Here is a 19,984-nt window from a genome sequence, read left to right as displayed (position 1 = left end):
GGCTTGTAATCGCCCCTGCACTATTCGTATTATAACAATCATCTATAGACAAAACCTGCTTATATTGTTGACTTTGACAGGCAGAGAAATAACAGCCCTTGTAAAAGAAGGTCTGCTCTTATCTACTTGGTTTGATTACTACTGCAAGCTGATACCACTAGTAATAATACAGCAGAAGTTGTTAAAACCTTTTTCATAAATACATCTTCAATTGTCTAATAATCATTTTCTATCTATTATTCTTTGACTATTGTTAATAAAAGGTAGAAACTTTGTATATTTTATCATGCTTTTTGTATTCATGAATATCACTACTACCTAATCTAATGATCTTATTCCTGTACGGACTGAAGTTCTTCTTTATAAGTAAAAAAAAGCATAAACCCGTTGGTCTCCAACAAAATTTATGCTCTATCTTTAATAAGACTTTTACGAATTCTCTTTTAATCCAGCCACAAATGATTTCTATAAAAACTATAGAACTATAAACAACCTTACACAATATCTCGATTCAATTCTTCGTCTTTAACCACTTTAATTCTTTCTACTTTTCCTACAAGGAAGATATATGAAAGTGCTCCTAAAAGGGCCAATGCCGCTATGAATACTAGCGCTGGAGCAAAGTTTCCTCCTTTAGCTAAGAAACCAATAACAATTGGAACGATGATAGAAGCTAAACCTCCGATAAAGTTAAAGACTCCGCCTGTCAAACCAACTAAATGTTTAGGCGCTAGCGTTGAGACAAAAACCCATGTAATAGAAGCTAGGCCATTTCCAAAAAACGCAATAGCCATAAACATGATAATGAGAGATGTGCTATTTACATAATTGGCTCCAATGATTGAAGTTGATAAAAGCAGTCCTACGATAATAGGTGTTTTTCTTGCAATACCTAGTGATACTCCTTTTTTCACTAAGGCGTCCGATACAAAGCCAGATAATAATACCCCTACAAATGCTGCTAAAAACGGAGCTGATGCTAAGAATCCTGATTTTAAGAAATCTAACCCTCTGTACTCCACAAGGTACGTTGGAAACCAGGTAAGGAAGAACCATAAAGTAGAGTTGACGGCAAACTGTCCTAAGTAGATGCCCCATAGCTTTCTGTGAGAAAAGGCTTCTTTAAGATTTCCCCATTCGAACTTTGCCCTTTCTCCTTTCGTATCAGCAGCTTTAACTAAGCCTCCACCTTCTTCGATATGCTGTAACTCTGCTTTGTTTACTTTGCTATGCTGAGAAGGATCACGATAAAAGATATACCACATAATGCCCCACGCTATACCAATAATCCCTGTAGTAATAAACAGACCTCTCCACCCTAAAAAGTGCTGAATGGTAACTAGTGTAGGTGTTAAAAATGCTAGCCCTGCAAACTGTCCTGAAGTATAAAAAGCAATAGCTGATGCTCTTTCCTGATTTGGAAACCAGCTGGTGACTACTTTATTATTGGTCGGAAAAGCCGGTGCTTCGAATGCTCCTGTCGCTAAACGCAGACCAAAAAGACTCACAAATCCCTTAGTAAATCCTTGCAGTAGCGTAACGATAGACCAGGTAATTAAACTAAAGGCATACGTAGCACGAGCGCCAAAGCGGTCAGCCATTACCCCTCCTGGTATTTGTAAAGCAGCATAAGCCCATCCAAAGGCTGAAAATATGAGACCCAGTTCTACTGATGATAGCTTTAAATCTTTGGACATGGCTGTGGCAGCTACAGAAATATTACTTCGATCCATATAGTTGATGACAACGCTTATAAAAATAAATGCTAAAACACGAAATCTAACGCGAGTCGGCTTTTCGCTATACCCCTTCATTCCCTTATCCCCCTGTATATGACTAATTTAAGAAGAAGATCTGACTGACGGTCATTTGTCAATCAGATCTTTTGTACTAAAATGGTTTCCCCTTTACCATTCCGCTACAGAACCGTCTTTATGACGCCATACTGGATTACGCCAATTATGGCCGATATCAGCCATTTTTCTAACATGGTCTTCGTTAATTTCAATACCTAAACCAGGTCCATCAGGAATTTTCACGAAGCCTTCTTCGTATTTAAATACGTGGTTATCAACAATATAATCTAGTAAATCACTGCCTTGGTTGTAATGAATGCCTAAGCTTTGCTCTTGAATAAATGCGTTGTGACACGTTGCATCTACTTGAAGACACGCAGCTAATGCAATTGGTCCTAACGGGCAATGAGGTGCAGCTGCTACATCAAAGGCTTCAGCCATTGAAATAATTTTCTTACATTCTGTAATTCCTCCTGCATGTGATAAATCAGGCTGAATAATATCGACGTATCCGTCCGTTAAGAGCTTTTTAAACTCCCATTTTGAAAACATTCTTTCTCCTGTAGCAATAGGAATGGATACGTGATTGGCAATTTCTCTTAACGCCTCATTGTTTTCCGGCAAAACCGGCTCTTCGATAAACATTGGGCGATAGACCTCTAGTTCTTTAGCTAAAATCTTTGCCATTGGCTTATGTACACGTCCGTGAAAATCAATACCTATTCCTACATAAGGTCCCACTGCTTCTCTGACAGCAGCAATACGTTCTACTACTTGATCAATTTTTTCATATGAATCCACATATTGAAGCTCTTCTGTTCCATTCATTTTTACTGCTGTAAACCCTTGTGAAACAACTTCTCTTGCTGCTTCGCCTACATCTGAAGGCCGGTCTCCTCCAATCCAAGAATATACTTTAATAGATTCTCTTGCTTTTCCGCCTAACAGTTGATGTACAGGAGCATCGTAATATTTTCCTTTTATGTCCCACAGAGCTTGATCAATTCCTGATATCGCACTCATCAAAATAGGTCCGCCTCGATAGAAACCGCCTCTGTACATAACATTCCAATGATCTTCAATATTTAATGGATCTTTGCCAATAAGATACTCCATCAGCTCATCTACTGCAGCTTTAACGGTAGAGGCTCTTCCTTCAATAACAGGTTCTCCCCAACCAACAATTCCTTCGTCCGTTTCTATTTTTAAAAATAACCAGCGTGGCGGCACTTGGAACAATTCATAATTAGTAATTTTCATGTACTTTTTCCCCTTTCGTTATACGATTTACCGCGGCTACGTACGCTTTAGCCTTTTGTGTTAGCTCCTGCAGGTATGCATGAGTAATTTCACGGTTTGTATCAACTAAAGAACTTCCAATACCAAACCCTACAGCACCTGCTTCTTCAAATTCTTGAATATTGTCTAAGCTCACTCCTCCTGTTGGAAGAAGCGGAATATGGGGAAGCGGCCCTCGAATATCTTTAATATAGCTAGCACCCAGCCTAGCAGGAAATACTTTTATAATATCTCCCCCATTTTCATATGCCGTTAGAATTTCAGTAGGTGAAAAAGCCCCTGGAATACTCACCGCACCGTATCTTTTCGTTAGCTTAATCGTTTCCGTGTTAACAGTTGGAGAAAGGATAAACTTTGCTCCTGCTAAAATAGCTGAACGTGCTGTTTCAGGATCAAGCACTGTACCTGCTCCTACTAACACTTGATCACCCAGCTCTGTAGAAACCTCTTTAATGGCTGAAAGTGCGTCAGGCGAATTTAGAGTAATTTCTATATTTTTTACACCGCCGTCATTAAGCGCAGAAGCAATTTTCACTACATCCTGCGGTTTGGCTCCTCTAATAATCGCAACGATTTTATGCTCTAATAAATGTGATAAACTATCCGTCATTGGTAAGCCCCTTCCTTTTATCGTATAACGTCTTCTTTTGTAATCGCATTCATAAATTCGTAAAGCTCTTTCTTATCAGGCAAGCCTTCAATGTCACCCTCTACGGTTACGACCATAGCTCCTATAGCACACCCTCTTCTAACCGTTTCTTTTAAAGAGGATTTATCTATTAGTCCCGATAGTATCCCCGCGGCGAACCCATCACCAGCTCCTACTGGATCTATCACTCTAGCAACTTTAAAACCTTCCACGTAAGCGGATTCATTTTTAGTCGAATAATAAGCTCCTTCCTCACCTAGCTTAATAACAACTAGCTCTGCACCTAATTGATGAAACGCTGATGCAATATCTTCAGGATTATCCTTCTCAAATAAAAACTGGCCTTCATTCATTCCTGGTAAGATAATATCCGCATATGCAGCCATTTTAGTTAGCGTTTGACGCGCAGCTGTTTCATCCCAAAGCGTCTTGCGCAAATTTGGATCAAACACTATTTTTACACCATTTTTTTTAGCAGCTTTCATCGCTTGAAAAACCGCTTCGTGGCAAGAATCGCTCAGCGCAGGTGTAATTCCTGTCACGTATAAGTATTTTGCAGAAGAGATATACTCTTCATTCATATCACGCGGATTCATAAAGCTTGCTGCTGAACCTTGTCTGTAATAAAAGACTTTACTGTTCATTTCATTTGTTTTTTGTTTTAAAAACAGACCTGTAGGAGCATTATCATCAAATATCACATGTCTTACATCTATTCCTTCTCCTTTAATACTTGAAAGAATCCGCTCTCCTAGCTCGTCTTTTCCTAATCGGCTAACCCATCCCGTTTGATAACCGAGTTTTGACAGGGCAATCAACGTGTTGCTTTCTGCTCCTGCAATTTTCGAAGAAAAATCCTTAGCATATCTCATCTTCCCATTCGAGTGTGGGGTAAACAGAATCATTGTTTCCCCCATGCTTATCACATCCATTTTACCCCTCTTTTCATTTATCTCTTCGCCTCTTCATATCCAGCAATAAAAGATATATTAGCTGACGTTTGAAGCAGCCTTTCTACTATAAAGTCCTTATGCTTCAGCATTCTTTCTTTAGGTCCAGCTACGCTAATAGCAGCTTGAATGCTTCCCTTCGCTCCAAATACAGGTGCAGCAAGGCAAAATAATCCTTCTTCATTTTCTTCATCATCAATTGCATAGCCCGTTTGAATAAAAGAATCTAGATTATCATTAAGCACTTTTTTATCTGTGATTGTATAATCCGTAATAGGCAGCAGCTCTATATGTTCAAGCAGCTGTTCTCGCTGATCTTTAGGAAGAAAAGCTAAAAAGGTTTTTCCTAACCCTGTACAATAGAGCGGCTTACGGTTACCAGGCTGAGCTGTTGTTCTAATAGAGCGATTATTGTCAATCTTAACAACATAGACTAATTCTCCATCTGACAGCAAAGCCATAAACACAGTTTCCTGAACATCCTCCATCAGTTTCTTTAAGTACGGCTTTCCTTCAGAAGAAATATCCAATGATTCCATAGCCGCTGTTCCAATTTGAATTAGCTTTGGCCCTAGCTTGTACCTCTTTAATGAGTCCTGATTTAAATACCCTTCATTGTGAAGTGTTCCCACAAGGTTAAACGTACTGCTTTGCGGAAGCGAAAGTAAATCACTAACTTCTTTTACTGTTAGTCCCTCGGGATGTTGAGCAATTAATTCAAATACCCTTAATACACGTTCTGCTGATTTTACTGACATGAAGAAATCCTTTCTGAATCACATATGTGATTTTAAATTTTATATATGATTTACTGATTTAAATATTATCATAGACCGATCATTAATTCAAAATATTTTTACAAATTAAATAAATATATTTATGACAGTTCCTGAGAACTGATTAATAAATAGCAATATAAAAAAGTTTCTATGATAAAATCATAGAAACTAGAAAAAATTGTAATGGGAGCTAATCATGAAAAATAAAGATTTTTTATTATCTATTGTTTTAAATATCTTTTTAGCTTATTTATGGGTCTTTCTCATTTATTTAATTTTTGATTTTGTTCAGTTAAAGGAGAATGCTTTGTTGCTTGGACTAGCACTTGCATCCATAGGCACTCTGCTCTTCGCAGAGGTAATAAGAAGAGTTAATCCCTTTGCTGCATATAAAATTACTCACCCTGTAAAAATTGTGGGATTTATATCTTTTGGGTTGATTGCTAGTGCGAATCTATATTGGATAAGTTTTTGAAGGTTATAACACTAATTAGAAGAGGTAAAATCATTTTGGGAAGAAATTTTAGTGTGACGTTATCAATTTGTGTATTAAGTATTCTACTAAGAATTATAATATTTGTTTTAAATTCGAATGGTATTTATGTCCAAGGTACTAACTTTTCTCAAGAAACTATTAATCTGACTATAAATATCATAATTTTGTTATCTGTTACCAGGATTATTATGTATAAACTAAAAGATAAAACGTTAAAAACCCTTACTGTTATATGTGCGACTTTTCTCATAGTAAGTAATTTTTGCTGGTGGCTGATGATAGATAGTGATGCTACATACACGACTTTTTATTCTCCTAATAGGAATGAAGCTTTTGTGGTTAAAGAAACGCGTCATAGTGAGGTCTATCAACTGTTAAAATTTAAATTATTATCAAAAAAACTTGTGGATATTCGTGGTGATGATGGTTACAGAATGTTTTACGAGGATAGCTACAAATTAGAATGGATGAATCCGAACAAATTAAAAATCCACTATCTATTTGACCCAATAAGTCCTAATGATTATAAGGATGTAACTGTTACATACAAGGAATATTAAATATCTAGGTATACTAACAGCCTTTAGATTTGTCAATTTAAAGGCTGTTTTGATTGTTGAAACAGGTCTTACATTAGCCCCAACTTATTTTTTTACTTCTTCCAAAGTAGCTTTAATATCACTTTATAAATCTTACTAAGCAAATTTTCTATTTATTCTTATATTGTTTTATAACTGTGACTATAACTGCCAGTATCAGAACAATTGCGCTATTTATAAGTAAGTAGTATCCAACTTGTAAACCATAAAATATGGCAAACGCGTCTCTAATGATCAACAGTGCTAATGTACCGCCTATTGCCCCAAATAAAGCCGCCAGTATCAATATTGTAAAAGCAGCAGCGTATAAACTTTTCTTTTTTTTGTAGGATATAAATCCAACGATATTTGAAATGATAATAAAGAATCCGATAAGTATTAAGAAAAAGGTAGCCATTTTCTTTAATTCTCCTCTACGGACTATTAATTGGTTAAAATTATCAATATCTAATATAACTTTAACATAACATTCTATGTGAAAGTTTTGCTTCTTATAACATGTTTTATATTCATCAAAAAGAAGCTGACTTACAATTTAAGATCTTTCTTTATATTTTTCTTTATAACTAAACTGGCTAAGCGTTTACGCGCTGATTCCATAGGACCCATTTTAAAATAATGAAGCCACAAAGCAGCAAATAACATTTGAAACAAGCAGATTAGTATCCAAACAAAAATGACGAAGAATGAACGAGGGTGTCCACCCCACCCAAGGCCCCATCCATAAAATAAAATTGAGCTTAAAACATTCTGTAACACATAACAACTTAAAGACATCTTACCTACTTTTTCTAAAACCCTCCATAATGAAAAGTCCTGAAATTTTTCAATTAGGAAACTAATGGCTCCCATGTATCCAAGCGATAAAATAGGGGCAAATACATACCTCACTGGAAAATCAAAGTATCCTCCAGGAACAAATAATAATAGGTTCAGAGGTAGCCCAACTAAAAGTCCCGTCTTCATCATCCTCTTTCTGATATTAATACCATTGGAATTATTGTCAAAAGCCCCTATTCTCACTAGTAAAACACCAATTAAAAACATGCATATATTAAATGGAATGACGAAAATTGCTTCTGTGCGCAGCTCCCAAAAATGAAAAAGTCGATACTGCATTTGGTTCATCCACGATCCATGTTGATAAAGGTTCACCACTTCTTTTGGGACAGCAACTAGCTCATCTCCTATTGAGTTAGTTAGCACACCTAAGAACACAAGTACTATAAAGAAAAGATGAATCCCTGCTGCACTAATCATTGTTATTCGTATCATCGTCTTTCGCATTTTCACGATAAACGATACGACAATGGCAGTTACTGCATAAGACATTAAAATGTCGTACTCTAAGACAAAAATAAAGTGCAAAAGCCCTTCCGTTAATAAAAGTAAAGACAGCCATATGTACCTTCCTGGCCAAGTCTGATTTAATCGTTTTGATTGCTGATATTTCAGCTCTAAACCAACACCAAACATAATAGCTAAGAGGCCGAGTAATTTCCCGTTAATTAAGGATAGAAAAAGGATTCTTAAAAAATCATCTCCTGATAACCACCATTTGTTATGGGTAAAAGTAAATATATAATTTATATCTCCCAGATAGGCAAACAGCCAAATGTTCGTTCCTAATGTTCCCAGAATCGCTAATCCTCTTAATATATCTAAAGAGCGAATTCGTTCTTTATTCTTCACTTCTCATCTCTCCATCCGTTACATTTACTCTAATAACGTTCCTAAAAAGGATTGTTTATTTTTGTTACTCTCCTTCTTGGTATGTCATAGTTCAACTATATTAGATTACGTTGCGTCACCTTCAACCCTTATTTTTAAATATTTTAAATAAATGAATGAATTATTTTTAGTGAGATAAAGAAAGCGTGGATACGTTTTGAGAAGTGCAAAGACTGCCCGCTTTGGAAACAGGTTTAGCCAAAATCCAAAAGGTATACTGGCGTCTGCAGAGTACTAATTACAAAAAAAGAAACCCTAGTATTTTCAAGGTTTCTTTTTTTAAAATATTCCACTCTAAGCGACAATTGAAGATGAATTAAAATGCTGTTACCGCGATATAGCAGTTTCCGGCGTTTTGTAATTCATACAGTAAATAACGTCGTCAAATACGCACTTTTTAAAATCTGATACCTAGCTTTGTTTCTCAGGATCATTTATTTCTCTTTCAATAAGAGCCACTGAAAGCTCAAATGCTTGTATCCGTCTTTTAGCTAAGGTGATTTGAGATTTATATCTACCAGCATTTTCTTTAGCTTCAAACGTTTTTACTGTCTGTCTGAGTTTATGTAAAGTTGAATCGATTTGACGCTTTGCTTCAACTAATTCAGCTACATCAAATTTCATTTAAGTCTCTCCTTTTTATAATTGTTGTTGGCAGCCTTCTCATATGAAAAAGCTGGTGCCTCATCTCGGTATAAAGCATATCATTAAGACCTATTCCTTGCTGCTCTACCTCTTATTAAATGACCATACATAAGAGTGAACAAATGCTAGAGTTTAACCCTCCCATTTATCTCCATCCGTAATCCACTTATCATTTTGCAAATCATAGCATGTATCATAATCATGAAAACTAAAATAGGTAGATAACGTACTACTCTTTCTGTCTGCCTTATTCCGAAACTCTTCAAACCATTCTACAATGGCTTTTGTTTCACCTTCCTATATTTCCCGTGCGGAAGTTTTATAGAACGCCCAAAATCCGTCTTCTTTGTCAACAGGTATACTATACATTTCAATCTCGTCAAACAAGTCGTAGATATCTGAAAAAATACTGCTATTTTCCCCTTTTCAATTTATATTGTTATTATATAAATTGAAATTTTCTTTTCTATTACTTAAATCTTACGTTTTTCTTCATTTTCTTTTTATAAAAATTAGAATTTTACCCTTTATATTAAATAGAATAATAGTCAAGCTCGAATAAAACCTGATTATCTATAATAAAATTTAAGGAAAAACCTTTTTGATCATACTATGTAGGTTTTTATTAGGTTCATTCTATGAAATGTAATAGATTATTCAGAAGGAAAAAGGAGTGAATACAAATGAGTTTAGCCACCTATATAGGTTCGAATGTAGAATTACCTATTAATGACGAAATGGATGATATAGTTACTATTGGAAGCTGCTTTTCAGATGAAATGCATCGATTAAACATAAAAAAGCATCATTTTACTACTTCTTATGTTTATGAAGTGTCAAGTGACTGGGGAATTGAAATTACGGAATATATGAATAAAAGCAGACTGAAAGAATCAAAAGAGAAACTACTTGCACTATGTCGATTGATGGATCACTATCTTAAATCAGGAGATTTTTTTGAATTGTATAGTTGTTGGATAGGAGAAGAAGCTGAAAAGCGAAAAGGAGAACTAACTTTAAACATCCATTACTTTGATATAGATGCTATTGAGATGCCTGAAAAAACATTAGTTAGAATCGAAAAATAAACTTCCCTATGCTAACAATTTTTTCGCATCTATAATCTGAACGCAAAAAAAGCTATTTCAATCGTATTGGCATCGGAGTGAAATAGCTTTTTCTACTTTACATTCAAGAGTGTGTTATATCCTTATGGATATCTTCACATGTGAATTATATCACAAACTTTTCTGCGTGTGAAGATGAAAAATAAAATTTGTATGACAAGTACCAAAAAAATTTAAGAGCAGCCTCGTTTGCCAATGACGAGGTTGCTCTTTATAAGTGTTCATTCATACTTATCCGAGTACGAAGCAGCATTATAACCCTTTTTTATTGTATCTTTATCTTTAGAATCTTCTGGTCGTCCAACTCCTACTCCACCGCCACCCATAAGTATGGATTTTTTACTAAATACTAATTCTCCTGTATATGCATAATTACAGTTTCCAATATACTCAGAATTAATTACTTCTTTTCCGCTGTAAATGCTAGCATATATAACCTTTAATTGTTAAATTAAAGGTTTATTTCTATATATTATGTTATACTTTTAAACATGTATTACGGTTGTAGAGGAGTTTTAAATTGAAACAAAAAGAATTGTTTTCATGGATTAAATCCATTATTATTGCCTGTATTCTGGCTTTTGTGGTGAGAGAGTACCTATTTACCCCTATAGTAGTAGACGGTGAATCGATGATGCCGACTTTAAAAGACAGTGAACACATTATTCTTAATGAAGTGGGTAAAAATAACCCAGATAATATAAAAAGATTTGATATTATCGTTTTTCATGCTACAAAGGAAAAAGACTATATTAAAAGAGTCATTGGTTTACCTGGTGATCATGTAGAATATCGCAATGACACGCTATATGTAAACGGTAAAAGATATGAAGAGCCTTATTTAGATCAATATAAAAAAGAAATAGGAACAGGCCCATTAACTGAGGATTTTAAACTTGAAGATTATACAGGCAGCAAAACCGTTCCAAAGGGTCAATTATTTGTCATGGGAGATAATAGAATGTACAGCTTAGATAGCAGATCACCTGAAGTAGGAACAATCTCCGTAGACAAAATCGTAGGAAAAGCTAAATTAGCTTATTGGCCTTTAAAAGAATTTGAATGGATTAAGTAAAATCTTTTAAAGCTCCCTTATGGAAGGGAGCTTTTTCTATTTCTTTTCCAGTCCGTCACATGAAATGAAGCATTGTTGCTTTAAGTCCCACACTAACTGGAGCTCCTGTTTAAATTCACTTTTCCTTATATTTTCTGCGAAAGTGAGAAATCGCTGCTGCTCCTACAGCAGCAATCAAAACTGAAAAAATGGTAGATAGCGTATCATTGGCAACAAACATCTTCACCAAAAATGCAGATAGCAAAATAGCTACAAAACCTATTCCTAAATATGAAAGATTAATAATTGATAACTCCAGCTATAACGTTATTCCTATGTAAAAGGTTTTACAATTAAAAACATAATGAACATAATAACGGTAAATAAAGCCCCCAGAAGAGCAAAGTTAAGTGGCCTATGAGTATCTTCATTAGCCTTTACAAACAGCTTGGACCATCTTGTATACATCACTAATTTTGTACAAAGACTAAACAAAACGCCTGCAATGATTGAAGCAATTGCTATTTTTAAGATATGAATTCACTCCTTTCTAACGTAACAGAAGGATATCCATAACTTAACACAAAAACCTATATAATACAAAAGTCTAAGAATCATAGGAAGTAGTCTTTCCACTTTCTATGCCGCTACTGGTTAACCGTCCTACCTTATTTTTTAACGTAATTTTGATTTTTCATTATTGCTTCCCTACTATATTAAGCGCCGCAGCTGCCTTTGACCACCCCACGTAAGTTTTTAATATATGTTCCGACAAGAGCACAATATAAAGATTGAGGTTGATTTCTATCTATCTCTATTTTTCAGAGAACTTACACATTTCTTTTCGCTATGTTTAGTCTTATCTACCGTTAAATCAGTAACACCGTCTTTTAACAATACATCCTTCTCACAAAACTGTTTTACTTCTTTACCTTTTTTGGTAACTCCATAGTAATAGGTCATGGCAGGCTCATCTTTAAATATAATCATATAATGACCATGGTAAAAATCTTTATTAATTAAATACTTAGGTTCTACGTATTCCATCTCTTTAATGTCATTTTGGGTATATCCTTTTTGATTTAAATACGTTGGTACATGGTTATTATTTATGTATTTTGTATATGGATTTCCATTACTAAGCACGTAAAAAAAGCTAACTGGAACCATTACAATGAAAATAGTTATTGCTAAAATCCAACCAATTTTTTTATTCATTTCTTTCTCCTTCCATTAAGAAAAAACGCCATTATAGTGTAATTTTACACTATAATGGCGTTTTTTTGAATGTTTTTAAATTAATAAATGTAATGAGTTCCCAGAAAAATATTTATGTAAACTAGCTTTATATGTTATGGTATACATCGTTATATTTTAATCTTGAGATAAATAAATCCAGTTCATTTCATCAAATTCTTCAATAATATAATTTGAACTTATATCCTTTAAAATTTTATTGAAAAATTTTATATTAACGTCATGATCATACAAATCTTCTTGGATGTACTCCGTAATAATAAAATTCGTTAAGTTTGTATTGTTAACAAAATCTGAAAAGAACGATTTTAGAAAAAATGAATCTTCTTCATTTAATTTTTCATCATTGATTAATGAAATCCTAAATACATTTAAAATCGAGTTAATATCTTCTTCCTCCATGTAACATAATGGATCTAGTTTTTTATCTTCTTCTGTAAATGGATTTCTCGTGTCTTCTATGATCACATAAGATATAATTCTTCCATTTCTTGCTACGTGGAAAATTTCTAGATCACGTAATTTTAAATTTCTATGAAGTGATATCATAAGTTCCCCCTGCTTAAATATGAATTTAGGATATTTTAATAGATTAGATACTGCGTCTTGCATGGAAATCAACCGCAGTGTAACAGGCGATTCACTCATGCATTCCATTCGTTCGTCTGTAGATTGAATTGATTTCGTTATGTCTCATTCTCTTTTCATTTTAATACATATAAAGCGTAATCCTCTTCATTCGAAAACCCAAGTTTATTGGCTAATGCTTTCGATGCTTTATTGTTCTTATCGCAATCCCAAGCAGGCATAACGTTCTTTTCTAAACATTTATTTATAAACGCCTGGCCCACTATCTTTCCTAATCCTTGTCCTCTATAGTTAGGATTAGTCACAATATCGATTTCAGCTATGGTTCCACTATGAAAAATAGACACACATTCAGCGATAATCTTTTCTTTATGGATTAGACAAACTCCTAATCCGTTTTTCAGAAAATTATTTTCTGATCCCCAGTACTCCACTATATATGATTCATTGAAATTCTCACTTTTCCTTAAAGAATCAGCGTTAAAATCTTGTAACTCATAGGGATTGGACAAGCTGTATGTAGAATGCACTTTTGAAGGAAGAAACCTATACTTAGAACGCGTCATTTTCTTTACATACGTTTTGAAAGTTTCGTCAAAAACAGTTTCCCAGTCAGTGGATGGAGTAAAAACCGTAAACCGTTTCTCCTTACCATACACGTTCTCAACAAAATAACGATAGAGAAAGTTATTAAATACCACGTCATTGGCTTGTCCAAATACATAATAATCACCTGCACGTATTCTAAGAAATCCTGATGATGGCCTCATCATATCATTTACGTACACGGATCCTTGAATAACATGATTAACGACAGAAAAAGCAAATGTAGGAGTCTTAAATGACGCTTCTAACATGTTATTTATCTTGTAATAATCTTTTGGTTCTAAACAATGCATTTTATTTCCCCCCTTAATAAATATCACTGTCTTCATTATATAAGTGCATGCACAAATTTAGTTATCATAATGTGCTTTATCGGTATAAAAACAGCCCGACGAATAATTAAAATAAAGGTTGATTAATCTTTTTCAAGCGAGCTAAATCAAAAAAATTTCATATATAAGTTTGTTATAATAAAGATTGTTAAAAGCAAGGAGGAGTATAAGTGCACATAAAAAAACATGAAAGACAGTCATTTTATGCCGGATGTCAATTCGTAGATATAGAAGATCAAGCAAATGAACACGTCCTGCCTCTGCTTATTATGTACCCTACATACCAAGAAGAAAAAGTTGAAAAGATGGGACCTTACGCGATAAGCGCTGCGCAAGATGCTCCGCTTTCAAATGGATTATTTCCTTTAGTCATTCTTTCTCATGGCGATGGAAGCACGCCTCTTGCTTATCGAACCATTGCTCAATTTTTAGCACGTAATGGTTTTGTTGTAGGAATACCGCAACATCTCTTTAATAATCGAGAGAATAATACGCTATCTGGAACAATAGATAACCTAAAAAATCGTCCTAATCATATACGTACGGTAATCGATTGGTTTTTAAAAGAAAGTTCCTTTTCTCCATCCATTCATTCAAATAACATTTCTCTTATTGGCCATTCAATGGGAGGATATACGGCTCTTGCTGTAGCAGGTGGAGTTCCCACTTCTTTTCCTTCTGAATCTTCTGATCAAAAGCCTTATTGTTTATCTGTTGATCATGATAAGCGGGTTCAATCACTTATTCTTTTAGCGCCAGCCGCCGGATGGTTCAGGGAAAAAGGCGCTCTTGAAGACGTGAATATACCTATTTTAATGATTACAGGCGAAAAGGATACGATTACTCCTTCTTTTCACGGGGAATTTGTGTTAAATGGCGTTTCTGATAAGGAAAAAGTTCAGCATATCGTTGTAGAAAATGGAGGGCATTTTTCATTTCTCAGCCCATTTCCCGACTTTATGAAATCTCCTTCTTTCCCCCCTTCTCAGGACCCGGCAGGCTTTAATCGCAAGGAGTTTCATGAGGACCTTCAAAACACTATATTGAACTTTTTATTACGTTCTTTTTAACAGATTAGTCAGTTGTACCACCTTTTCTTTTGAAGCAATTATATCTAGAAAAAGAAATGAAAATCTCTTAGAAACTGATGAGCTTCTAAGGGATTTTCATTTTCCATAAAGCCCATTATGCTAGTCTCCTTCTTTCTTTTTAAAAAGCAACCAGCATTTACAAATAAATATTTTTAAATTCAAAAAAGATAACATATGATCTTGTTAATCTGTAATAATTAAGAAATAGAGATATATAGAAAAAGTGCTGCTTATTGAATTGATATTTTTACTCTTTTACAAAACAAAAGGGGGATTTACAATATGGCTTTAAAAAAAGGTCAGCTAAGCGGACATATATTTTTGTCTAAACTTATTACACAGTACGCAATGATTCATGAAAAAACGGTAGGCCCCGTAGCTGAAGAATATATTAAACAAATTGGTATTCGTACTGGAGAATGGATGGAAGACTTTTATAGCGATAAGCATGAAAAGTGGACGGTAGAGGAATATGCAGAAGTTATAATTGACCTTAAAAATTCAATTGGAGGTCACTTTGAAATTGTGTCGGTTTATCCAGACCATGTGGTTGTAAGCGCTACCCAATGTCCATTTGGTGACGTCGTACAGGATGCTCCTCATTTATGTAAGATGACGTCTAGTGTGTTTGGAGGAATTGCAGCTCGGAAATTTGGCTATGGAAAAGTGAGCTTGCGCCAGCGTATTGCTCTTGGTCATCCAATGTGTGAAGTTGCTATATATTTTACAAAACACAGTGAAGAAAATGGAGATGTGTATGAAGATCTTCCTATTACGCCTTCTTATGGTAATCCTTTCAATTGGGAAGAGGAAACAATTCATATGCTTAATCAAGAACTTCGAAGAAGCGATGAAATGATTGAAACCCTTCTTGCGGAATTAGAAGAATTACGTAAATAGTATTTCATTACCACACTTAACTATTAAGACATTTTGTTTTAGTTAGAAAAGCAAAATAAGATGTATAAAACAAAGAGCAGCCTTTAATTAAAGGGTTGCTCTTTGTTTTCACCACTCATTTTAGTTATTATGGTAAGCAGAAAAAATAAAGTAAAAGTTATTATAGCTATTTAGGGATTTTATTTGTAATCAGATGCGTCACCCTAAAGAATCCTTGGAGCGATCAGATGCCTTTGTTAATTGCATGAACTGATAAAAAAGAAGCGCCCTCCGGCAACTTCTTTTCGCTTTTCCTATTCATACGTCAGATTTCCACTTACAAAATAATCATTTATATTTAGTCTCTTAAAAATGACAGCAGCGCTTCGTTAAATTCGTGTGCATGCGTTGCATTTAAGCCGTGCGGACCGCCTTTTATTAAAGCTAACTTGGAACCAGAAATGGCTTCATGCGTTCGCTTTCCGCTATATTCAAATGGAACGATCTCGTCTGCATCACCGTGAATAATAAGAGTAGGTATTGTAAACTTGGCTAGATCGTCTCTGAAATCTGTTTTGCTGAAAGCAGCTATACAGTCTAGCGTCCCTTTAGGCGATGCGGCTGCTGCAATATCGCGGTTGTAAAGTCGGAATGGTTCGCTGACTAAGTCATTTCCGTCTTCAACCCCAAAAAATGTTTTTGTAAAATCATCAAGGAAAGCTAAGCGATCATTTTTTACGCCGTTTTCAAATTCTTGGATTCCTGCATCATCTAATGCTCCTTCAGGATGATTCTCTGACTTATAAAGAAATGGTGGTACAGCTCCTGCAAATACTGCTTTTTCTACTCTATCTGTTCCGTAAGTTCCTACATAACGAGCTACTTCTCCGCCGCCCATTGAAAACCCGACTAGCGTCACATTTGTTAAATCCAAATGTTCTAGCAGCTGATGTAAATCAGCAGCGAATGTTTCATAATCGTAGCCGTCCCATGGCTGAGAAGACTTTCCGAATCCTCGGCGGTCATACGTGATAACTCTGTGTCCAGCCTCAATAAGAGCCGGAACTTGATATTCCCAAGATCGTCCGCTTAATGGCCAGCCGTGAATTAAAACAACCGGCTTTCCTGTCCCGTGATCCTCGTAGTATAGTTCAATAGGTGCTTCATTTTCTGTTCCTACCGTAATTTTTGCCATTTTGCTACCTCCATTATATAGTCGTTCTTTATTTGGTTAAGTGGTCGTAAACCTAGCGTAGATCATAAAAAAGATGGCTAATTCTCCTATGATGAGAGTGTTGGGAACAATCAGTATTAAGTTAACCATAAAAAACACAGCTAAAACTCCTAAAAACATTCCCAAGTGATACACTTTCAAACGATGTTCCTCAAATCTATACTGATGAAAAACAAGAGTCGTTGCCGTAAAGTAAAGCAGCACGGATCCGAATAAAAAATATAAGCTGAATGTGTACTGAACTTCGTGTAAAAACATCAGCTTAATCGATGCTGCAATCATGCTTAGAGACATGAGAATAAGTAAGTGTCCGTAAATAATCGTTTGTCCGGCTCTTTGAATGGACTTGTTTACTTTCTTTTCTACATTCTCAAAGTACTGCCACCACATGGCAATAATCAGGACAAATGAAAGAACCGAAAATAAAATGGTATTCCAATCCCCTTTTTGTGGCTGTATCACAGCAAGAATGCTGACAACGGATTCTCCAAACAGGATTAATGTTAATAAAGCAAAGCGCTCTAATAAATGAGCAGTGTTGGTCGGTAATTTTGCCAGTCGCTTATGCCCTAAAATAGGTAAAATCATATCCACTGCAATTCCTGTATACAACACGGCGTAGCGAATCCATGAATCAAAAAGAAGCGAAAGAAGCGAGATAAAAATCCCAATTCCAAAGCATGTACCTAAAAACACAGCAACTTTTTTTCTTTCATCTCGTTCAAATTTTTGAACAATAAGATATTGAAGAGCGGTTAACGCTCTTAGTCCAATATAGCCAATCAGAAAAGAAACGTAATATTGATCAAAGTCTACAGACAGGCTTGAGATCATGATAAGAACAAACAGCATTTGAAGAATCATAAAGATGCGCTGATGCAAAAAATCTTGTCCAAACCGATTGATAAACATCGTTTGTCCGGTCCAAGCCCACCATATAGGAATAAAAATTAGTACAAACTTTAACAAATACTCTCCATGAATATACCCTTGTTCAACGTGAAGCAAAACATGCGTAGCAGTCGCAACGGCTGCCACAAATAACAAATCATAAAAAAGCTCCAGCCACGTAACTTTTTTTTCTTCCACTACTCCGCATCCCTTCCTGTCATTTATCAGGCTGTCGTGAATGTACGTTATTTTATATACAAGAGACGCATACTTCATGAAAGGCAGCGTAGGAAAAGATAGGTGAGCCAACGGTTCATTAGCCGGCTCACCTATCTAGTAATTACTTTTATGCTGTTACATTTTCTCCGTCACATAAATGATCCATAGATGCCATTCTGCTTTCATGTCTTATATGTAAAGAGAACGACCTTTAGCAAAGTGAAGCTCCGCTATGTTAAACACTCTGCTTGCTGAAATCGCGCTGAGCTCCTCTATAGCTGCCCATTAAGTTTTGATAACCAGGAAGATGACTAGAAATTAAATTGCCAAAACCTTCAACGTCATTGCGCCAGTCACGCTGCAGCTCGCACGCTACGCTAAACCAGTTCATAAGCTGTGCGCCCCCGTGAGCCATACGCGTTAATGCTGCATCCGCTACTTGCTTATTAAAAGTCCCTGAAGCATCTGTCACAACAAACACTTCGTAGCCTGCTTTAATAGCAGAAAGCGCAGGAAAAGCAACGCAGACGTCTGTCACTACACCGGCGATAATCAGCTGTTTTTTCCCGGTCGCTTTAATGGCTTTAACAAACTCTTCGTTGTCCCACGCGTTAATTTGTCCAGGACGAGCTATTTTTGGCGCATTAGGAAACAGATCAACGAGTTCTTGCATAAGCGGGCCGTTGGGTCCATTTTCAAAGCTAGTTGTTAAAATAACCGGTAAATCAAAGAATTTAGCCGTATCACCAAGAGCCAATACGTTGTTTTTAAATTCATCAACACCATAGTCACGTACAAGGCCGGAAATAAGGCCCGTTTGGTGGTCAACTAAAAGCACGGCAGCATCATCTTTTGAAAGGCGAGAGTAAAGATCAGACATTTTATAATCCTCCTTAAATTAAGGCAAGTAAGGATACATGAACCTCTTCCATTCCTTACAAGCGGTCTATAATTTGAACGGTTTTTTGGATTTCATTTATGATCTGTTAGGTAAAACATGTGTAGAAAGAAAAGCTATTTCTGAGGTGAAGGTTCGTGAGGTGTGTTCTCTTTCTTAATCTAGAACAGGAACAGGCGCTTGATCAATCCAATGAATGAACTGCTGTAGGTAGCGCTGAAGATAACGTTTTGTTGATTCATCGGTTAGTACTTTTTGTTGAGCATCAACTTTTTCATGAACTTGCGAAATCAGCATTTTTTGAAATGGTAAAACGTTGACTTGCATAGCTTCCAGTACTTCTCTCGTTTGCATTTGAGCAAAAGCCGTACCGAAGCCTCCTGGAGTTGCTCCAATTAGGCCAACTGGTTTTCTGTTTAAAACAGAAGAGGTCCGAGGTCTTGATGCCCAGTCCAAGGCATTTTTTAACACTCCGGGAATTCCTGAATTGTACTCTGGGCTAACTATAATAACGCCGTCAACATCTTGAATCGCAGCTCTAAAGGATGCGACAGATTCTGGTGATCCGTCAGCTTCTAAATCTTCATTAAAAAAAGGCAGGCTGCTTATTTCAATCCAGCGATATTGAGCTGAGTCATCTAATGTAGTCAATGACTCAGCAATCATTCGGTTATACGAATTCTTTCGTAAGCTTCCACAAATAAGACCAATAGTTTTCGTCATCTATTCACCTCCTTACTTGGAATTAATTTCATATTACCACGGTGTTTCAAATATAGATATTAGTTTTATATATAGATAAATTAATTCCTTCTTTATACCTAATTCGGGATTGAACTAGCGTTTTACTATTACTAAAAGAAT

General features: G+C 35.6%; 21 protein-coding genes. 6 read left to right on the top strand and 15 right to left on the bottom strand.

Features of this window, described 5'->3' with window-relative positions; genetic code table 11:
* Positions 1-494: 494 nt before the first annotated feature.
* The 5 genes from AC1D0Y_RS15100 to AC1D0Y_RS15080 form a co-directional block, all read right to left on the bottom strand.
* Positions 495-1,814 (bottom strand): MFS transporter, encoded by a 1,320-nt coding sequence (locus AC1D0Y_RS15100; protein ID WP_102812833.1) that lies wholly within the window; start codon positions 1,812-1,814, stop codon positions 495-497.
* Between the two features lie 93 nt (positions 1,815-1,907).
* Entirely contained in the window at positions 1,908-3,056 is a 1,149-nt protein-coding gene (gene dgoD / locus AC1D0Y_RS15095; protein WP_028409932.1) for a galactonate dehydratase, read from the bottom strand.
* Positions 3,043-3,705 carry a bifunctional 4-hydroxy-2-oxoglutarate aldolase/2-dehydro-3-deoxy-phosphogluconate aldolase gene (locus AC1D0Y_RS15090; RefSeq protein ID WP_060746397.1) on the bottom strand — a complete coding sequence of 221 codons (663 nt, stop codon included), beginning with the start codon at positions 3,703-3,705 and terminating at the stop codon, positions 3,043-3,045. The genes dgoD and AC1D0Y_RS15090 overlap by 14 nt, the downstream gene beginning before the upstream one ends.
* 17 nt (positions 3,706-3,722) lie before the next feature.
* Positions 3,723-4,676: a sugar kinase gene (locus AC1D0Y_RS15085; protein WP_060746396.1), complete on the bottom strand. Its 954-nt coding sequence runs from the start codon at positions 4,674-4,676 to the stop codon at positions 3,723-3,725.
* A 17-nt stretch (positions 4,677-4,693) separates the two neighbouring features.
* Positions 4,694-5,452, bottom strand: coding sequence for an IclR family transcriptional regulator (locus AC1D0Y_RS15080; protein WP_060746395.1), 759 nt, complete (start codon positions 5,450-5,452; stop codon positions 4,694-4,696).
* A 217-nt stretch (positions 5,453-5,669) separates the two neighbouring features.
* Between AC1D0Y_RS15080 and AC1D0Y_RS15075 the strand changes: the two genes are divergently transcribed.
* Together AC1D0Y_RS15075 and AC1D0Y_RS15070 are read left to right on the top strand one after the other, a co-directional pair.
* Positions 5,670-5,948, top strand: a complete 279-nt coding sequence (locus AC1D0Y_RS15075; protein ID WP_477707749.1) for a hypothetical protein — start codon at positions 5,670-5,672, stop codon at positions 5,946-5,948.
* Between the two features lie 209 nt (positions 5,949-6,157).
* A complete protein-coding gene (locus AC1D0Y_RS15070) occupies positions 6,158-6,529 on the top strand; it encodes a hypothetical protein (RefSeq protein WP_477707748.1) in 372 nt (123 codons plus the stop codon).
* Between the two features lie 148 nt (positions 6,530-6,677).
* Here AC1D0Y_RS15070 and AC1D0Y_RS15065 read toward each other — a convergent pair whose 3' ends face one another.
* From AC1D0Y_RS15065 to AC1D0Y_RS15055, 3 genes are all read right to left on the bottom strand, one after another.
* Positions 6,678-6,965 carry a 3-isopropylmalate dehydrogenase gene (locus AC1D0Y_RS15065; RefSeq protein WP_477707747.1) on the bottom strand — a complete coding sequence of 96 codons (288 nt, stop codon included), beginning with the start codon at positions 6,963-6,965 and terminating at the stop codon, positions 6,678-6,680.
* Between the two features lie 131 nt (positions 6,966-7,096).
* The gene (locus AC1D0Y_RS15060) at positions 7,097-8,260 is read right to left on the bottom strand and encodes a DUF418 domain-containing protein (RefSeq protein WP_060746385.1); all 1,164 of its coding nucleotides are present in this window, start codon (positions 8,258-8,260) and stop codon (positions 7,097-7,099) included.
* A 450-nt stretch (positions 8,261-8,710) separates the two neighbouring features.
* Entirely contained in the window at positions 8,711-8,923 is a 213-nt protein-coding gene (locus AC1D0Y_RS15055; protein ID WP_016766300.1) for a hypothetical protein, read from the bottom strand.
* Between the two features lie 704 nt (positions 8,924-9,627).
* Here AC1D0Y_RS15055 and AC1D0Y_RS15050 point away from each other — a divergent pair.
* Positions 9,628-10,032, top strand: a complete 405-nt coding sequence (locus AC1D0Y_RS15050) for a hypothetical protein (RefSeq protein WP_060746384.1) — start codon at positions 9,628-9,630, stop codon at positions 10,030-10,032.
* A gap of 559 nt (positions 10,033-10,591) precedes the next feature.
* Positions 10,592-11,146, top strand: a complete 555-nt coding sequence (lepB, locus tag AC1D0Y_RS15045; protein ID WP_060746383.1) for a signal peptidase I — start codon at positions 10,592-10,594, stop codon at positions 11,144-11,146.
* Positions 11,147-11,929: 783 nt separating this feature from the next.
* On the opposite strand, the gene AC1D0Y_RS15040 is transcribed toward lepB, so the two are convergent.
* From AC1D0Y_RS15040 to AC1D0Y_RS15030, 3 genes are all read right to left on the bottom strand, one after another.
* Complete coding sequence (locus AC1D0Y_RS15040; protein WP_060746382.1) at positions 11,930-12,343, bottom strand: DUF3139 domain-containing protein; 414 nt, start codon at positions 12,341-12,343, stop codon at positions 11,930-11,932.
* 156 nt (positions 12,344-12,499) lie between these two features.
* Entirely contained in the window at positions 12,500-12,931 is a 432-nt protein-coding gene (locus AC1D0Y_RS15035) for a hypothetical protein (RefSeq protein WP_060747311.1), read from the bottom strand.
* Positions 12,932-13,086: 155 nt separating this feature from the next.
* Positions 13,087-13,869, bottom strand: a complete 783-nt coding sequence (locus tag AC1D0Y_RS15030; protein WP_477707746.1) for a GNAT family N-acetyltransferase — start codon at positions 13,867-13,869, stop codon at positions 13,087-13,089.
* A gap of 209 nt (positions 13,870-14,078) precedes the next feature.
* Here AC1D0Y_RS15030 and AC1D0Y_RS15025 point away from each other — a divergent pair, with 209 nt between their 5' ends.
* Together AC1D0Y_RS15025 and AC1D0Y_RS15020 are read left to right on the top strand one after the other, a co-directional pair.
* Entirely contained in the window at positions 14,079-14,978 is a 900-nt protein-coding gene (locus tag AC1D0Y_RS15025; protein ID WP_060747310.1) for an alpha/beta hydrolase family protein, read from the top strand.
* A 303-nt stretch (positions 14,979-15,281) separates the two neighbouring features.
* Complete coding sequence (locus AC1D0Y_RS15020; RefSeq protein ID WP_028409907.1) at positions 15,282-15,899, top strand: methanogen output domain 1-containing protein; 618 nt, start codon at positions 15,282-15,284, stop codon at positions 15,897-15,899.
* A 337-nt stretch (positions 15,900-16,236) separates the two neighbouring features.
* Here AC1D0Y_RS15020 and AC1D0Y_RS15015 read toward each other — a convergent pair whose 3' ends face one another.
* The 4 genes from AC1D0Y_RS15015 to AC1D0Y_RS15000 form a co-directional block, all read right to left on the bottom strand.
* On the bottom strand, positions 16,237-17,073 hold the full coding sequence (locus AC1D0Y_RS15015) for an alpha/beta fold hydrolase (protein WP_060747309.1): 837 nt from the start codon (positions 17,071-17,073) through the stop codon (positions 16,237-16,239).
* Between the two features lie 36 nt (positions 17,074-17,109).
* A complete protein-coding gene (locus AC1D0Y_RS15010; protein ID WP_477707745.1) occupies positions 17,110-18,201 on the bottom strand; it encodes a low temperature requirement protein A in 1,092 nt (363 codons plus the stop codon).
* A gap of 256 nt (positions 18,202-18,457) precedes the next feature.
* A complete protein-coding gene (gene ycaC / locus AC1D0Y_RS15005) occupies positions 18,458-19,102 on the bottom strand; it encodes an isochorismate family cysteine hydrolase YcaC (protein WP_025753100.1) in 645 nt (214 codons plus the stop codon).
* A gap of 174 nt (positions 19,103-19,276) precedes the next feature.
* A complete protein-coding gene (locus AC1D0Y_RS15000; protein ID WP_043980920.1) occupies positions 19,277-19,843 on the bottom strand; it encodes an NADPH-dependent FMN reductase in 567 nt (188 codons plus the stop codon).
* Between the last annotated feature and the right edge of the window lie 141 nt (positions 19,844-19,984).

Source organism: Priestia sp. P1_B12_1, assembly GCF_056406695.1.
This window is presented reverse-complemented; position numbering and strand designations above follow the sequence as displayed.

What these genes read in the sequence shown, in the direction of transcription:
- AC1D0Y_RS15100 (WP_102812833.1), bottom strand. Translation starts at nt 1,814, where the DNA reads ATGAAGGGGTATAGCGAAAAGCCGACTCGCGTTAGATTTCGTGTTTTA.
- dgoD (WP_028409932.1), bottom strand. Translation starts at nt 3,056, where the DNA reads ATGAAAATTACTAATTATGAATTGTTCCAAGTGCCGCCACGCTGGTTA.
- AC1D0Y_RS15090 (WP_060746397.1), bottom strand. Translation starts at nt 3,705, where the DNA reads ATGACGGATAGTTTATCACATTTATTAGAGCATAAAATCGTTGCGATT.
- AC1D0Y_RS15085 (WP_060746396.1), bottom strand. Translation starts at nt 4,676, where the DNA reads ATGGATGTGATAAGCATGGGGGAAACAATGATTCTGTTTACCCCACAC.
- AC1D0Y_RS15080 (WP_060746395.1), bottom strand. Translation starts at nt 5,452, where the DNA reads ATGTCAGTAAAATCAGCAGAACGTGTATTAAGGGTATTTGAATTAATT.
- AC1D0Y_RS15075 (WP_477707749.1), top strand. Translation starts at nt 5,670, where the DNA reads ATGAAAAATAAAGATTTTTTATTATCTATTGTTTTAAATATCTTTTTA.
- AC1D0Y_RS15070 (WP_477707748.1), top strand. Translation starts at nt 6,158, where the DNA reads ATGTATAAACTAAAAGATAAAACGTTAAAAACCCTTACTGTTATATGT.
- AC1D0Y_RS15065 (WP_477707747.1), bottom strand. Translation starts at nt 6,965, where the DNA reads ATGGCTACCTTTTTCTTAATACTTATCGGATTCTTTATTATCATTTCA.
- AC1D0Y_RS15055 (WP_016766300.1), bottom strand. Translation starts at nt 8,923, where the DNA reads ATGAAATTTGATGTAGCTGAATTAGTTGAAGCAAAGCGTCAAATCGAT.
- AC1D0Y_RS15050 (WP_060746384.1), top strand. Translation starts at nt 9,628, where the DNA reads ATGAGTTTAGCCACCTATATAGGTTCGAATGTAGAATTACCTATTAAT.
- AC1D0Y_RS15040 (WP_060746382.1), bottom strand. Translation starts at nt 12,343, where the DNA reads ATGAATAAAAAAATTGGTTGGATTTTAGCAATAACTATTTTCATTGTA.
- AC1D0Y_RS15035 (WP_060747311.1), bottom strand. Translation starts at nt 12,931, where the DNA reads ATGATATCACTTCATAGAAATTTAAAATTACGTGATCTAGAAATTTTC.
- AC1D0Y_RS15030 (WP_477707746.1), bottom strand. Translation starts at nt 13,869, where the DNA reads ATGCATTGTTTAGAACCAAAAGATTATTACAAGATAAATAACATGTTA.
- AC1D0Y_RS15020 (WP_028409907.1), top strand. Translation starts at nt 15,282, where the DNA reads ATGGCTTTAAAAAAAGGTCAGCTAAGCGGACATATATTTTTGTCTAAA.
- AC1D0Y_RS15015 (WP_060747309.1), bottom strand. Translation starts at nt 17,073, where the DNA reads ATGGCAAAAATTACGGTAGGAACAGAAAATGAAGCACCTATTGAACTA.
- ycaC (WP_025753100.1), bottom strand. Translation starts at nt 19,102, where the DNA reads ATGTCTGATCTTTACTCTCGCCTTTCAAAAGATGATGCTGCCGTGCTT.
- AC1D0Y_RS15000 (WP_043980920.1), bottom strand. Translation starts at nt 19,843, where the DNA reads ATGACGAAAACTATTGGTCTTATTTGTGGAAGCTTACGAAAGAATTCG.